Source organism: Streptomyces sp. NPDC045678 (assembly GCF_056432085.1).
The window spans coordinates 359,945-375,085 of record NZ_JBWKJS010000006.1 but is presented as its reverse complement, the minus strand read 5'-3'; the positions used below and the strand labels follow the sequence as shown (position 1 = coordinate 375,085).

Annotated in this window: 11 protein-coding genes; 2 read left to right on the top strand and 9 right to left on the bottom strand. The window is 72.1% G+C overall.

Annotation, left to right across the window (positions count from 1 at the left end):
- The first annotated feature begins 58 nt into the window (after positions 1–58).
- Both AC07DO_RS22770 and AC07DO_RS22765 read left to right on the top strand, forming a co-directional pair.
- Positions 59–1,609, top strand: coding sequence for an alpha/beta hydrolase (locus AC07DO_RS22770; RefSeq protein ID WP_479062087.1), 1,551 nt, complete (start codon positions 59–61; stop codon positions 1,607–1,609).
- Between the two features lie 81 nt (positions 1,610–1,690).
- Complete coding sequence (locus tag AC07DO_RS22765) at positions 1,691–3,256, top strand: alpha/beta hydrolase (protein WP_479062085.1); 1,566 nt, start codon at positions 1,691–1,693, stop codon at positions 3,254–3,256.
- 43 nt (positions 3,257–3,299) lie between these two features.
- Here AC07DO_RS22765 and moeZ read toward each other — a convergent pair whose 3' ends face one another.
- The 9 genes from moeZ to AC07DO_RS22720 all read right to left on the bottom strand — a co-directional run bounded on the left by moeZ (position 3,300) and on the right by AC07DO_RS22720 (position 15,039).
- Entirely contained in the window at positions 3,300–4,478 is a 1,179-nt protein-coding gene (moeZ, locus tag AC07DO_RS22760; protein WP_479062083.1) for an adenylyltransferase/sulfurtransferase MoeZ, read from the bottom strand.
- A 63-nt stretch (positions 4,479–4,541) separates the two neighbouring features.
- Positions 4,542–5,291, bottom strand: coding sequence for a spherulation-specific family 4 protein (locus AC07DO_RS22755; RefSeq protein WP_479062082.1), 750 nt, complete (start codon positions 5,289–5,291; stop codon positions 4,542–4,544).
- Positions 5,279–6,238: an NAD-dependent epimerase/dehydratase family protein gene (locus AC07DO_RS22750; protein WP_150171966.1), complete on the bottom strand. Its 960-nt coding sequence runs from the start codon at positions 6,236–6,238 to the stop codon at positions 5,279–5,281. The genes AC07DO_RS22755 and AC07DO_RS22750 overlap by 13 nt, the downstream gene beginning before the upstream one ends.
- A 49-nt stretch (positions 6,239–6,287) precedes the next feature.
- Positions 6,288–7,808, bottom strand: coding sequence for a hypothetical protein (locus AC07DO_RS22745; protein ID WP_479062081.1), 1,521 nt, complete (start codon positions 7,806–7,808; stop codon positions 6,288–6,290).
- Positions 7,805–9,562, bottom strand: a complete 1,758-nt coding sequence (locus AC07DO_RS22740) for a DUF3492 domain-containing protein (protein WP_479062080.1) — start codon at positions 9,560–9,562, stop codon at positions 7,805–7,807. The genes AC07DO_RS22745 and AC07DO_RS22740 overlap by 4 nt, the downstream gene beginning before the upstream one ends.
- A gap of 200 nt (positions 9,563–9,762) precedes the next feature.
- Complete coding sequence (locus AC07DO_RS22735) at positions 9,763–11,388, bottom strand: dipeptide ABC transporter ATP-binding protein (protein ID WP_479062079.1); 1,626 nt, start codon at positions 11,386–11,388, stop codon at positions 9,763–9,765.
- A complete protein-coding gene (locus AC07DO_RS22730; protein ID WP_479062078.1) occupies positions 11,385–12,383 on the bottom strand; it encodes an ABC transporter permease in 999 nt (332 codons plus the stop codon). The genes AC07DO_RS22735 and AC07DO_RS22730 overlap by 4 nt, the downstream gene beginning before the upstream one ends.
- Positions 12,380–13,315, bottom strand: coding sequence for an ABC transporter permease (locus AC07DO_RS22725; protein WP_479062076.1), 936 nt, complete (start codon positions 13,313–13,315; stop codon positions 12,380–12,382). Before AC07DO_RS22725 ends, AC07DO_RS22730 begins: the two co-directional genes overlap by 4 nt.
- Positions 13,312–15,039 (bottom strand): ABC transporter substrate-binding protein, encoded by a 1,728-nt coding sequence (locus tag AC07DO_RS22720; protein ID WP_479062074.1) that lies wholly within the window; start codon positions 15,037–15,039, stop codon positions 13,312–13,314. The genes AC07DO_RS22725 and AC07DO_RS22720 overlap by 4 nt, the downstream gene beginning before the upstream one ends.
- Between the last annotated feature and the right edge of the window lie 102 nt (positions 15,040–15,141).

The following is a 15,141-nucleotide window of genomic DNA, read 5'->3' as shown; positions in this document are numbered from 1 at the left end:
CTCACCCACACGGCCCGCGCCCCGAGCGCACCGTCTGGACCCACCACAGGATGAGCACATGCCCACACAGTCCACGCCGCGCGCCACCGCACTGGCCGCCGCCACCCTGCTCCTGTCCGCCGCCCTCGCGGGGTGCGGCGGCAGCGACGACTCCAAGGACGAGGATCTGTCAGCTCAGAAGCTGAGCTGGAAGGACTGCCCCGCGCCCGACGCGGCGGAGGGCGGCGGCGAGGCCCCGTCCCCGCTGCCCGGCGGCGCCGAATGGCAGTGCGCCACCATGAAGGCCCCCCTCGACTGGTCGAAGCCCAAGGGCGAAACGGTCGACATCGCCCTGATCAAGGCGGCCACGAGCGGCGACAAGAGCGACCGCATCGGCTCGCTCGTCTTCAACTTCGGCGGCCCCGGCGGCTCGGGCATCACCACGCTGCCCGCCTTCGGAGAGGACTACGCCAAGCTGCGCACCCGCTACGACCTGGTCAGCTTCGACCCGCGCGGCGTCGGCCGCAGCGCCGGCATCCGGTGCGAGGACGACTCCGCCCTGGACACGTACTTCCAGCAGGACGCCACGCCCGACGACGAGGCCGAACGCGAGAAGCACCTCGACAACGTCCGCACGTTCAACAACGGGTGCGAGGAGAACGCCGGAAAGACCCTCCCGCACGTGCGCACCACCGACGCCGCCCGCGACATGGACCTGATGCGCCAGGTCCTCGGCGACGACAAGCTGCACTACTTCGGCATCTCGTACGGCACCGAACTCGGCGGGGTCTACGCACACTTGTTCCCCAAGAAGGTGGGGCGGGCCGTCTTCGACGCCGTCGTCGACCCCACGGAGACCGCCGAACAGGGCTCCCTCGGCCAGGCGGAGGGCTTCCAGCTCGCGCTCGACAACTTCGCGAAGGACTGCACGTCACAGGCGGCGGACTGCCCGGTCGGCGACACCGAGCAGGACGTCAAGGACCGGATCGCGAAGCTCCTGAAGGACCTGGACAGCAAGCCGATCCGCGGCATTCCGCCGCGCGAGCTGACGCAGACGGCCGCCACCGGCGGCATCGCGCAGTCCCTGTACTCCAAGGACTTCTGGCCGTATCTGACCCAGGGCCTCGAAGAGGCCTACGAAGGCGACGGCAAGATCCTGATGGCGCTCTCCGACTCGATGAACGGACGCAACGAGGACGGCGAGTACAGCAACATCCAGTCCGCCAACATCTCGATCAACTGCGCGGACGACAAGGCGCGTTACGACACGGAGTACGTCGAGAAGAGGCTGCCCGAGTTCCGCAAGGCGTCGCCCCTGTTCGGCGACTACCTCGCGTGGGGCATGGTCGGCTGCACCGACTGGGCGGTCGAGGGCCAGGCCGACCACCCCGACGTGAGCGCGGAGGGCGCGCCGCCCATCGTCGTCATCGGCAACACGGGCGACCCGGCCACGCCGTACGAAGGGGCCCGCAAGATGGCGCGGGCGCTCGGCAAGGGGGTCGGCGTCGAGCTGACGTACAAGGGCCAGGGGCACGGGGCGTACGACAGCAAGAACAAGTGCGTGCGGGACGCCGTGAACAGCTATCTGCTGGACGGGAAGGTCCCGGAGGAAGGGACGGTCTGTTCCTGAGAGCCGCCTCCCCCGCCCCTGCCCTGTCAGTGGCCCCGCCTACGATGGCCTGAACTGTCTTCCGAGGGGGGAAGCGCCTTCATGCAGCGTTTCGTACGGTCCGCGGCCCTGGCCGCAGCAGGCGTGCTCGTGGCGGGTCTGGCCGCCGGTTGCGGCTCGTCCGACGACGGGGAAGGGGGCGACGGCAAGAACCCCTCGGCGACCGCCCCCGAGCCGAAGCCGAAGCCGGACCCCTCCTCCACCCTGCCTGCCTCGCTGACCGCCCAGAAGCTGGACTGGGGCCGCTGCAAGGCCCCGGAGGGCGGCAGCGCGCCGGGCAACGAATGGCAGTGCTCGACGCTGAAGGTCCCGCTGGACTACGGCAAGCCGGACGGCGGGACGATAGGCATCGCCCTGATCCGTGCCAAGAGCACGGGCAAGGGCGACCGCATCGGTTCCCTCCTCTTCAACTTCGGCGGTCCCGGCGGCTCGGGCGTCTCCGGCCTCCCGTCCTTCGCCGACTCGTACGGCTCGCTGCGCGAGCGGTACGACCTGGTGAGCTTCGACCCGCGCGGCGTCGCGGCAAGCAAGGGCGTGCGCTGCCGGGACGACGCGGCGACCCGGGCCGCGGAGGAGAAGGTCGACCTCTCGCCGGACACCGCGGCCGAGGAGAAGGCGTACTTCAAGGACGCGAAGGACTTCGGCGCGGGCTGCGCCCGGAACTCGAAGAAGCTCGTCGGGCACGTCTCGACGGACGACGCGGCCCGCGACATGGACGTCCTGCGCCAGGTCCTCGGCGACGACAAGCTGCACTACTTCGGCGTCTCGTACGGCACCGAACTCGGCGGCACGTACGCCCACCTGTTCCCCCGGCGCGTCGGCCGCCTCGTGTTCGACGCGGTCGTCGACCCGAGCGCCGACTCGATCGGCCACGCGGAGAACCAGGCGCGGGGCTTCCAGCGCGCCCTGGACAACTACTTCACCTCCCGCGGCCAGGACCCCGAGGCGGGCTCCGCGAAGATACGGAAGCTGTTCGAGCGCCTGGACGCCGAGCCGATGCGCGCCTCGGGCGACCGGAAGCTGACCGAGTCCCTCGCCTACACCGGCGTCCTGGTGACCCTCTACAGCAAGCAGACCTGGCCCGCGCTGACCCGCGGCCTGGAGGACGCCGAGAAGGGCGACGGTTCGGCGCTGCTCCAGCTCGCCGACGCCTACAACGAACGCGACGCCTCGGGTCGCTACAGCACGCAGAGCCACTCCCAGCGGGCCATCGCCTGCCTGGACGCCAAGGCGCGGACCACTCCCGCGGAGGCGAAGAAGCGCCTGGACCGGTTCCGCGGGATATCGCCGGTCTTCGGGGAGTTCCTCGGCTGGGACACGGCGGGCTGGTGCCACGAGTGGCCGGTGGCCGGTCTGCACGACTCCCCCGAGGTCAGCGCACCCGGCGCCGACCCGATCCTCGTCGTCGGCAACACGGGCGACCCGGCCACCCCCTACGCGGGAGCCCGCAAGATGGCGGACGAGCTCGGCAAGGACGTCGGCGTCCACCTGACGTGGAAGGGCGAGGGCCACGGGGCGTACGGCAAGGGCAGCGACTGCGTGGACGACGCGATCGACACGTACCTCCTCGACGGCGAGGCGCCGGAGGACGGCAAGGTCTGCTCATGAGAAAAGCCCCGCTCACCTTGGGTGAGCGGGGCTTTCCAACAGGTCAGTAGACCGGCTTGTCCGGCTCGATCTGGTTGACCCAGCCGATCACGCCGCCGCCCACGTGCACGGCGTCCGAGAAGCCCGCGGACTTCAGCACGGCGAGGACTTCCGCACTGCGGACACCCGTCTTGCAATGCAAGACGATCTTCTTGTCCTGCGGGAGGTCCTGGAGCGCGTTGCCCATGAGGAACTCGTTCTTCGGGATCAGCTTGGCGCCGGGGATCGAGACGATCTCGTACTCGTTGATCTCGCGGACGTCGATGATCTCGATGCTCTCGCCGTCGTCGATCCACTCCTTGAGCTGCTTGGGAGTGATCGTCGAACCGGCCGCCGCCTCCTGGGCCTCCTCGGACACGACGCCGCAGAAGGCTTCATAGTCGATGAGCTCGGTGACGGTGGGGTTCTCGCCGCAGACGGCGCAGTCGGGGTCCTTGCGGACCTTGACCTGGCGGTACTGCATCTCCAGGGCGTCGTAGATCATCAGGCGGCCGACCAGCGGGTCACCCGTGCCCGTGAGGACCTTGATCGCCTCGGTGACCTGGATGGAGCCGATCGACGCGCACAGCACGCCGAGCACGCCGCCCTCGGCGCAGGAGGGGACCATACCGGGCGGCGGGGGCTCCGGGTAGAGGCAGCGGTAGCAGGGGCCGTGCTCGCTCCAGAAGACGGACGCCTGGCCGTCGAAGCGGTAGATGGAACCCCATACGTACGGCTTGTTGAGCAGCACGCACGCGTCGTTGACCAGGTAACGGGTCGCGAAGTTGTCGGTGCCGTCGACGATCAGGTCGTACTGGCTGAAGATGTCCATCACGTTGTCGGCCTCGAGCCGCTCCTTGTGAAGGATCACGTTCACGTACGGGTTGATGCCGAGGACCGAGTCCTTCGCGGAATCCGCCTTGGAACGGCCGATGTCCGCCTGGCTGTGGATGATCTGCCGCTGCAGGTTGGACTCGTCGACCTCGTCGAACTCGACGATGCCGAGCGTGCCGACACCCGCCGCGGCCAGGTACATCAGCGCCGGCGACCCGAGGCCACCGGCGCCGACACACAGCACCTTGGCGTTCTTCAGCCGCTTCTGCCCGTCCATCCCGACGTCGGGGATGATCAGGTGGCGGGAGTACCTGCGAACCTCATCGACGGTGAGCTCGGATGCGGGCTCGACCAGGGGTGGCAGCGACACGGGGACTCCGTTGGTCGGTTATGCGGAACGGTTGTTCTGCACGTAACACTGCCACGCCCTTCTTCATTCCGAGACACCTGTTCCGATACGCGAGACGATTTCGTCCCAGTAACCGGGCATGGATTCCCAGGGGTCGCCCGAGCCACCCCCGTCCACGCGGTCCGTGAAGTAGATCGTCGAGGCGCCCTGCCAGCGGGCGATGCGCAGCGCCTCCTCCAGGTGACCGCGCGGCATGCCGTGCACGAAGTGGCAGAAGCGCTCGGGCGGGTACTCCGCGGTCCACTCGGCGACCTGCGACCAGCGGTAGTCGCTCCACGGGCCGGCGAAGGTCACCAGCTGGTCGCCCGTCTCGGCGTACCCGGGGTACGGGTGCGTCCCGTGCCCGAGGACGATGTGCGCGTCCCGGATCATGGCCCGCAGGGTCGTCACCGTCCTGCGCACCTCGGGGAGCGCGGCCCGCTCGGTCGGACAGCGGTCCAGCGAGAAGCCGTCGACCTGGTACCAGTCGAGGTAGCGGTGCGCGTCGGAGATCAACTCGCCGAAGGCGCGCGCTCCATACGTCGTGTCCAGGTGGCCGAGGACGCGGACGCCCGCGTTCCGCAGCCGGCCCGCCGCCTCCAGACAGTGCGGGTCCGGCCGCTCCCCCGGGCCGTTGGCGACATTCAGGACAACCCACTTCAAGGGGGTGCCGGGCCGGGTGAGTTCGGACCATTCGACGGGGGCGATCAGCGGGTGGGCGAAGCCCGGGACGCCGAAGCCTATGCGTACCTCGGTGCTCGCGGTACCCCTCGTGGTCCTGGTCAGATGCGGCATGCGGCCTCCATCCAGATGTCGGCGAGTGACTCTTCGAGGTTGATGCGGGGCCGCCAGCCGAGCCGGTCCCGCGCGGTGCGGACGTCGGCCTGCTGCCAGCTCCCGCAGCCGTCCGGGTAGGGGTACGCGGCCGCGGCCGGCCCCCCGTGCTCGGATTCGCCGCGGGGGTGGCCGATGGATGTCCGCACGGGCACCTGGTCGAGTTCGTGCAGCGCGCCGCCGTACCCCGCGACGCGGGCCAGGACGGCGGCCGCGTCACGCAGTCGTACGGCGCGTCCGGCGCCGATGTTCACGATTCCCTGGGCCGCGGAGAGCGAGGCGGCGTGCACGGCGCGCGCCACGTCGCGCACGTCGACGAAGTCGCGCTGCACTCCGAGCCCTCCGAGCTTCAGCTCGCCGTCCCCCGCCTGCATCGCGCGCCGCATGGCCTCCGCGAGCCGCCCGAGCGGCGAACCGGCGGGCGTGCCGGGCCCGGCGGGCGAGAAGACGCGCAGGACCACGGCGTCGAGCCCGGAGCCGAGCACCAGTTCCGTGGCGGCCAGCTTGCTGACGCCGTAGGGGCCGCCGGGCCGCGGCACCGCGTCCTCGGCCGTGGAGGATCCCGGCTGGCTCGGCCCGTACTCCGCGCCGCAGCCGAGCTGCACGAGGCGCGCCCCGCAGCCGCTGCGCCGCAGGGCCTCGCAGATGGTGGCGACGGCGACGGTGTTGTGCCGGGTCAGGTCGCGGGCGCCGCCCCGGGTGGCACCGGCGCAGTTGATGACGACGCCCGGGTGGACCGCGTCCAGGAAGCGGGTGAGCGCGCCGGGGCTCCCGCTGGCGAGGTCGAACCGTACGTCCGAGTCGTCGCCGCGGCCGAGCGCGGTGAGCTGCACGGCCGGGTCGGCGAGCAGCCGGTCGGCGACGAACCGGCCGAGGTATCCGTTGGCTCCGATCAGCAGCACCCTCATCGGGCGCCTCCCGGGGTGGCCGCTCGGCGGCGGAGACGGCTGCGGGTGGTCATCTGTGTTTCTCCTTCGGGAAGTTGCCGTGGTGCACGGGGTGGGCCCGCGGTGTCGGCCCCGCGGGAGAGTGGTCGGAGGAGTGGTCCGCACCGGAACCGGCGTGGGCCGAGGCCAGGGTGAGGGTCCTGGCCGCGTGGACGAGGAGGACGAGGGCGGCGGCGCCGCACGCGGCGGCCGGCACGACGCCGGGGCCCCACGCCTCGATGACGGCGGTGGCGGGGGCGTCGAGCGCGTCGAGCCCGGGGAGCCGACCGGCGAACACCAGGGCCAGTGCGGCCGCTTCGCAGGAGCCCGCGACGCCGATGAGCAGGCCGGGGGCGCGGGTGAAGCCGTGGACGGCGAGGAGCCGGGCGAGCAGGAGCAGGGCGCCGAGTGCGAACGCGCCGGTCAGGGCGGGGGCTCCGGCCCCCGGGCCGGTGCCCGCGTCGCCGAGCAGCGCGTACGCCCCCGCGAGCAGCGCGCCGAGCGCACACAGGAACAGCGCGAGGACGCCGAGGAGCAACGGCCGTACGGCGGCGGCGAATTCGTCGAGCCCGCGACTGGCGGCGAGCCGCATCCCGGCCCGTACCGCGAAGAGGCGGGCGCACCAGATCGCGGGCGCGACGGCGAGCGCGAGTCCGAGGAGCGCGGCGACCGCCGGGTCCCAGAGGTCGCCGGGGCCGCCCGTGACGGCACCGTTCAGGAGGCCGTCACCGAGCAGGGCGTACGCGAGGAGCCAGCACACCCACGCGCGTGTGGCGGGTACGGGGCGGGTGACGGCGCGCCGGGTGCCGCTCCGTCGGGCGATGCGCAGGGGGCCGTTGTGCAGGGCGACGCGCAGGGCGAGGGCGACGGCGAGTGCGCCGACGGACGCGATCACGAGCCGTGCGTGCCCCGCACTGAACGCGACCCCCGCGACGACGGCCGCGCAGACGGCGCCGGGCAGGAGGGCGAACAGGGCCCAGCCGCGGGGGACTTCTCGTTGCGGGGACGGCGCGGGGCGTACCTCCGCCGTCGACGGGGTGCGTCCGTCCGGGAGGGTCGGCACGCGCGCGTACATCTCCTCGGCCAGCGCGAACACGTCCCGGTGCCGGAAGCGTGCGGCCGCCCGGTCGGTGACGCCGTGCGCCTCGAGGCCCGCCGCGATCTCCAAGGGGTCGATGGCACGCTCGCACAGCTCGCGGTGCCGGTGCATGAGGGCTTTCACGGGGTCGGCGGCGCCGCGCCGGGGCGTCCTGGCTCGGGCGGTGGCGCGGGCGAGCGGCGACCGGCTCGCGGCGCCCTCGCGCCTGCCCTTGCCGCGCGCGTCCCAGCCACTGTCGCCGTCGTCGCCGTCCACGAGCCCGGCGAAGCCGCCCTGCCCACCTTCACCGAACGCGGGCACGGACACGGGGGCGGGAACGGACACCCCGCCGCCGGGCAGAGCCGCCCCGGCGTGCAGCAGCTCCTCCGACCGGGAGTCCCAGCCGCTCGCGCCTTCCGGGGCGCGCGGCGCGTCCACGGCACCGGTCGCACCGGCCCCCTTGTGCCCCTTCATACGGCAGCCCCCTTCAACCGATCCCCCACAGGAACCTCTTCCGTCACGGCCCAACTCGGCACCGGCACCGGCACCGCCACCGGCACCCCGTCCTCGGCGTCCCGGTGGTCCGCCCCGGTCGTGGCACCCACCGCGGCCGCCCAGCGCCCCGGGACGTACGCCTCCGCCGGGTGCGCGAACGGCACCGGTTCGCCCGCCTCGTCCACCGCGTCCCTGCGGACGGGACAGTGCGAGACGATTTCCAGGTAGATGCTCCGAAATGCCGCGATGTTCTGCTCGACGGTGAAGAGTTCGAGAGCTCGCGCCCGCGCCGCAGCGCCGAGGCGCGCGCACCGCTCGGGGTCGCGCAGGAGCGCCACGCACGCCTCCGCGAGCGCCCGCGGGTTGCGCGGCGGTACGACGAGTCCCGTGCCGCCGATGACCTCGACCACCGCCCCGACATCCGTCGAGACGGTCGCGCGTCCGCAGAACATGGCCTCGACGAGGCTGATCGGGAAGCCCTCGACGACGCTGGAGAGGACGACGACGCCCGCGGAGGCGTACGCGTCGGCGAGGCCGGGCACGTCGGGTCCGCCGATCTCCTCGAAGGAGACGGGGTTGTCGCCGATGGCGTGCGCGCCGGCCGCCTCGTCGGGGAAGAGCTGCGCGGCGAGGACCCGGCAGTGCGCGAGGTAGGCCTGCGCCTCGGGTCCTTCCGCGGGCGCCCCGACGATGCGCAGACGCGCCCCCGGTACCTGCGCGCGGATCTCCGCGAAGGCGTGGAGCAGGGAGATCAGGTCCTTGGCGGGCTCGACGCGGCCGACCCACAGGAGGGTGTCGGGGGCGGCGCCGAAGTCGTCGTACCCCGCCTCGCCGATCTCCGTGAAGCGGCCCGCCTCCATGCCGGGGTGGACCGTGCGCAGCTTGGCGCGGTCGGCGCCGCAGCGTTCCTGCCAGCGCCGGGCGTGGGTGTTGCCGGGGGTGACGAGTGTGGCCGCGCGGTAGACCTCCGCGGCGAGGAGGCCGTGGAAGGAGGCGAGCAGGGCCCGCGTCGGCGTGCTCAGGTCCGTGCCGCCCGCCGCGAGGTAGTGCGCGCGCAGCTGCACGCCGTACTCGGTGACGAGCAGCGGCACCCCCGCGAAGTGCTTCGCCAGGAGTCCGGGGAGCGCCGCGGGACCGCCGGAGGTGGCATGGCAGAGGTCGACGGCGCCGAGTGCGTCGGGCCCGTACCAGTCGAGGGAGAGCGGCCGCAGGGCCCGCTCCATCAGGCCGGCGGCGGCGAGCAGGTCGGGGACGCGTGCGGTGTGGGCGGCCCGCAGCGCGCCGGGCGCGCGGCAGACCCGTTCCAGGGCGCGGACGGCGGACTCCGAGCGCAGCGCGCCGACCAGACCGCCTTCGTCGCGGGCGAGTTCGGCGAGTCCGTACAGAGCGTTGCCGAAACGGTCCGCCACCGCGTCGCGATCGCCCCCGCAGACGGCTTCCGCGAGTTCGCCGAAGTGCTCTTCGAACCGCCGCCGCGCCCGCCGTCCGCGCCCCCCGCGGGGCCCGGCGGCGCGGAGCGTCCCGTCGTCGACGGTCCACAGCGGCGCCGTGCACACCCTGCCGACCTGGGGCGGCAGCTCGACCCGGCCTTGCGCCTCCTGCCGCGCACTGCGGCTGAGCGCGTAGATGTCGAACTCGTGCTGCCCGAGCCCCCGTACGAGCCGGTCGCACCAGAGCCTCGCCTCACCGCTCACATACGGATAGCCACCCTCCGTAAGCAGTCCGACGCGCACGAGCGCACCCCCGATCTCCCGTTCGGTGAGCCGCCGTTGGCCGGCGGCTCGCAGCGGGACGAACGTAAGCGGTCATGCGGGTGGCGCGACGGACGGTTGTCCATCGCGCCACCAGAAGGGGTGAACGGCAGTAACTTTCCCGCGCCGGTAGCGTTCTGTCGCGCTATAGCGGTTCAGAGGCTGCTTTTCGTCACCGTCGGTCAGGCTGCGGCCAGCTCCTCGCGGGCCGCCCGCCGCCGGGCCGCGGCCTCCGGGTCGAGCGCGGGCACGGCCGCGAGCAACCGTTTCGTGTAAGGGTCCCGGGGCGCCCCGTACACCTCCGCCACCGGGCCCTGCTCCACGATCCGCCCCTGCCGCATCACGGCGACCCGGTCGCTGACCTGGCGCACCACGGCGAGGTCGTGCGCGACGAAGACCAGGGCGAGGCCCAGTTCGCGTTGCAGCTCGGCGAGCAGGTCCATGACCTGTGCCTGGGTCGTCACGTCGAGCGCCGACACCGGCTCGTCGCACACGATGAGGCGCGGCTCGCCCGCGAGCGCCCGCGCGATGCCCACGCGCTGGCGCTGTCCGCCGCTGAACTCGTGCGGGTAGCGGTCGTAGTGCGCCGGATCGAGGCCGACGCGCTCCAGGAGCTCCCGCGCACGCCCCCGTACAAGGGTGTCGCTCTCACCCCGTGCGCGCAGCGGGTCGGCGATCGACTCGCCGACGGAGCGCCGCGGGTTGAGCGAGGAGACGGGGTCCTGGAACACCATCTGCACGCCCGGCACCACCTGCCCGCCGGGCTTCTCCGCACCCCCGTGGAGGAGCTGCCCGGCGGTGGGGGCCAGAAGGCCGACCAGCATGCGTCCGAGCGTGGTCTTGCCGCTGCCGCTCTCGCCGACCACACCGAGGGTCTCGCCCCGGCGGACGGTGAGGGAGACGTCGTCGACCGCGGTGACCGCGCGCTTCCCGCGTCCGAACTCGCGCCGGAGCCCGACGGCTTCGAGCACGACCTCGCCCGGCTCCCCGGCGGCCGGCACGAGCGGTGCGTCCACCCGGGGCACCGCCTTGAGGAGTTCCTGTGTGTACGCCTCCCGGGGCGCGCCGAGGATGTCCCGCACCTCGCCGCGCTCCACCGCGCGCCCGCCCCGCATGACGAGGACCTCGTCGACGCTCTCCGCCGCGACGCCCACGTCGTGGGTGACGAGGAGCAGTCCCATGCCGGTCTCGGTCCGCAGCGTGTGCAGCAGGTCGAGGATCTGGGCCTGGACGGTGACGTCGAGCGCGGTGGTCGGCTCGTCGGCAACCAGCAGCGCGGGCTCGCACGCCAACGCCATGGCGATCAGCGTGCGTTGGCGCATGCCGCCGCTGAACTCGTGCGGCCGTGAGCGGGAGCGGCGGGCCGCGTCGGGAATGCCGACCCGGTCGAGCACTTCCACGGCACGCGCGCGTGCCGCCCGCCGGGACGCTCCGGTGTGCACGCGGTACACCTCGGCGATCTGGTCGCCGACCGCGTAGTACGGGTCGAGCGAGGAGAGCGGGTCCTGGAAGACCATCGCGGCCTTTCCGCCGCGCAGCCCGCGCAGTTCGGCCTCGGACGCCGCCTGTACGTCGACGCCGTCGACCAGCACCTTCCCGTCGACGCGCGCGCCCGTGCCCCGGTGGAGGCCGAGGAGCGCGGACGCCACGGTCGACTTGCCGGATCCCGACTCGCCGACGAGGGCGAGCGCGCCGCCCTTCTCCAGCGTGAAGGAGACGCCGTCGACGGCGCGTACGACACCGGCGCCCCCGGCACCGGATCCGGCCCCGAACTCGACGCTCAGGTCCTCGACCCGTACGAGACTCATGACAGCACCACCCGTCGGTCGGCCACCGCGTACAGCACGTCCGCGACGGCATTGGCGAGCACCACGAAGAAGCCGGTGACCATGACCATCCCGACCACCACCGGCAGGTCGACGACCTTGACCGCGTGCACGAGTTCGCGCCCGAGTCCCGGCAGTCCGAACAGCGTCTCGCTGAGCACCGCGCCGCCGAACATCGACCCGAAGTCGTTGGCGGTCAGCGCGATGACGGGCGCGACGGCGCCGCGCAGCGCGTGCTTCCCGATGATCGTCCGCTCCCCCACGCCGTACGCGCGAAAGGTCCGCACGTGGTCGTCGGCGAGGGTCTCCAGCATCGAGGAACGGGTCAGGCGCGCGTACTTGGCGGCCTCGATGAGGGCCAGCGAGAGCCAGGGCAGGAGCAGGTTCCACGCCCACTGCGTCGGGTCGTCCGCGAAGGGCACGTACTGCGGGAAGGGCAGCCACTGGAGCTGACCGCAGACCACGATCATCAGGAGCAGGCCGATCACGAAGACGGGCGTGGCGGTGCCCGCGAGCGTGACGGCGGTCAGCACGCGCTCGCTGATCCGGCCGCGCCGCCAGGCGGAGAGCACGCCCGCGCCCACCCCCAGGACGAGCCACAGCACCATCGCGCCCAGCGCGAGCGACCCGGTGACCGGCAGCTTCGTCGTGATCAGCGCGGTGACCTGCTGGTCGCTCTGGTAGGAGATCCCGAGGCAGGGCGCGGCGCAGTGTTCGGTGCCGGTGCCCGTCGAGTAGTCCTGGCCCACGACGATGCCCCGCAGGAAGTCCCAGTAGCGGACGTACAGCGGGTCGTCGAGCCGCAGTTGCTCGGCGACCTGCTGGACCTGGGCGGGTGAGCAGCGCGGGCCGCAGGTGATCTGGGCGACGTCGCCCGGAGCGGTGTAGAAGACCGCGTAGATGATGACGGAGAGCGCGAGGAGCGTGACGACGGCGCCGATGAGGCGCCGCAGCAGGAACCCGGGGAAGCCGGTCATGCGCGGGCCTCCTGCTTCCGGCCGGCGCCGATCCGCAGCCGCGACGCGGCCCGCGGGTCGAGCGCCGTGCGCACACCGTCACCGAGAACGGTGAGGGCGAACACGGTCACGAACAGCGCGCCCGCCGGATACAGCAGGTACTGCGGCGCCGCCTGGTACCAGACGTCGGCGGACGTGAGCATCTGTCCCCATGACGCGGTGGGCGGTTTCACGCCCACGCCGAGGAAGGACAGCGCGGCCTCGACGGTGATGTTGGTGGGGACGAGCAGTGCGGCGTAGGTGATGACGGGCGCGGCGAGGGCGGGCAGCAGTTCGCGGCGGGCGATCCGCACGGAGCCCCAGCCGCTGAGCCGCGCGGCGGCCACGTGGTCGAGCTCCTTGAGCGTGATGGTCTGCGCGCGCACGATCTTGGCGATGCCGCCCCAGGCGACGAGCCCGATGACGAGGGCGACGAGCACGGGCCGCGGGAATCCGCTGGGCACGACCGCCATCAGCGCGAGGGCGAAGACCATGAGCGGCAGGGCCACGATGACGTCGGTGGCCCTGCTGAGCACCTGGTCGACCCAGCGATTGCCGAACCCGGCGGCCATCCCGACCGCCACACCGACGGTGACCTGCACGACGGTCGCGGCGAGCGCGACGCCGAGCGAGACCCGCGCCCCGTACACGAGGCGGGCGAAGAGGTCGCGCCCGGTCTGCGGCTCGACGCCGAGCCAGTGCTCGCCGCTGATCCCGCCGAGCGGGCCGACCGGCACGCCGCCGCGCGCCGAGTCGATGAGGTCCGGGTGGTACGTGGTGGGGTCCTGCCCCTCCAGGGCGGTGAGCAGCGGCGCGGCGAGCGCCACGACGACGAGCAGCGCGACGACGCCCGCCGCCACGAGGGCGGCGCGCTGTGCGCGCAGCCGCCCCCAGAAGACGGAGCGGACGGTCACGACGACTCCACCGCGACCTGGGAGACATCGAGGACGCCGGTCCAGTCGCTGATGACGACGTTCTTGACGTCCTTGCCGTACAGGCGCTTGTAGACCGGGTGGAAGAGCGGCACGGTCAGCGCCTCCTCGCCGATCTTCTTGTCGAGGGCGCCCCACCGCTTCGCGGCGGCCTTCAGGTCGGTCAGCTTGTTGATCTCGTCGATCTCGTCGTTGACGGACTTGTCGTCGAGGAAGCCGGTGTTGAAGTTGGCGCCGTCCTTCACGATCTGCCGTCCGTCGAAGATCGGGGCGAGGAAGGGGCCGCCGGAGGGCCAGTCGGCACCCCAGTGGGCGAGGAAGAGGCCGGGCTCGTCCTTGGCGCTGTGCGTCTTGTCCTTGTAGTCGTTGTCCTCGAGGCCCTGGAGTTTGACGGTGATCCCGGCCTTCTTCAGCGCGTCCTGGACGGCGGTGGCGATCTCGGGGCTGGTCTCGAAGTCCTTGGCGTTGGAGTGCGTGAGCGTGATGGTGAGCCCGTCCTTGTGCCCGGCCTCCTTCAGGAGCTCCCTGGCCTTCTTCGGGTTGCCGGAGGGGCCCGCCGGGAAGTGGTCGTACTTCGTGTATCCGAACGACTTCTGGTTCGGCAGGTACGTGGTGGCGGGCTCGGCGAGCGAGGAGCCGCCTGCCGCGTTGACGACCGAGGAGCGGTCCACGGCGTACGAGATGGCCTGGCGGACCTTCGGGTCGTCGAACGGCTTCACCTTCGGGTTGAAGGCGAGGTAGTTCGTGTAGCCGAAGTGGCCGGTGCCGACGTGCGAGGAGAGCTCCTTGTCACCGGCGACCTTGGCGAGCTCGGCGGGGCCGAGGTTGGTGTCGGTGGTGACGGCGGCGGCGTCGGCGCCCTGGCTCGCGGAGAGCCGCTGGTTGATGACGGACTGGTCGAGCCCGGACCGTACGTCGATGACGTCCGGGTAGGCCTTGCGCTCGGGGTCGTTCTTCGCGGACCAGTGCGGGTTGCGCTCCAGACGCAGCCGCTCGCCGTCGTTCTCGTTCTTGACGACCTTGTAGGGCCCGGACGAGACCGGGTGCTCCTCGTACTTCGTGCCCTTGTCCTTGGCCTTCGGCACCGGCGTGAACTGCGTCTGCGTCGCCAGGAAGGGGAACTCGCCCTCGGGCTTGTTCAGATGGAAGACGATGGTCCGCTCGTCGGGCGTCTCGATGGACGCGAGCCCCTTGCCGCTCTTGTCCTTGTAGGGCCCCTGGTATTTGTCCCCGCCGATGAGCCAGTCCCGCAAGTAGGGCGCGCCACCGCTGAGTTCGGCGGCGAAGGACCGCTCGATGCCGTACTTCACGTCCGCCGACGTGATCGCCGAGCCGTCCTCGTACTTGAGGCCCTTCTTCAGGGTGTACGTCCACACGGTGGCGTTCTTGCTCGGCTTGCCGAGGTCCGTCGCGAGGTCGGGGACGACCTCCGCGCCCTTGGCGCCGTCCTCGCGGTTGCGGGTGGTCAGCGTGCGGAAGACGAGGCTCGGCACGTTGCCGCCGCCGGAGGTGTACAGGCGCGCGGGGTCGAAGTCGGTCTGCGGATCGCGGTTGAGGACGGTGAGCGTGCCGCCCTCGGCGGGCTTGCCGTCGCCGCTCCCGGCGCCGCTGTCCTTCGGGCCCGCGCAGGCGACGGCGCCCGAGGCCAGGACCAGGCTGACGGATGCCGCTGCCACGCGGCGGGCTATGACGGACGTTTGACGCATCGGAAAGAGACCTCTCGGGGATGAGTGAGAAAAGGGAGCGACAGAGCTCACCCCGGGAAAGGTGCGGGAGAAAACGGCACACGGGCGCGGAAAAGCGCAGGA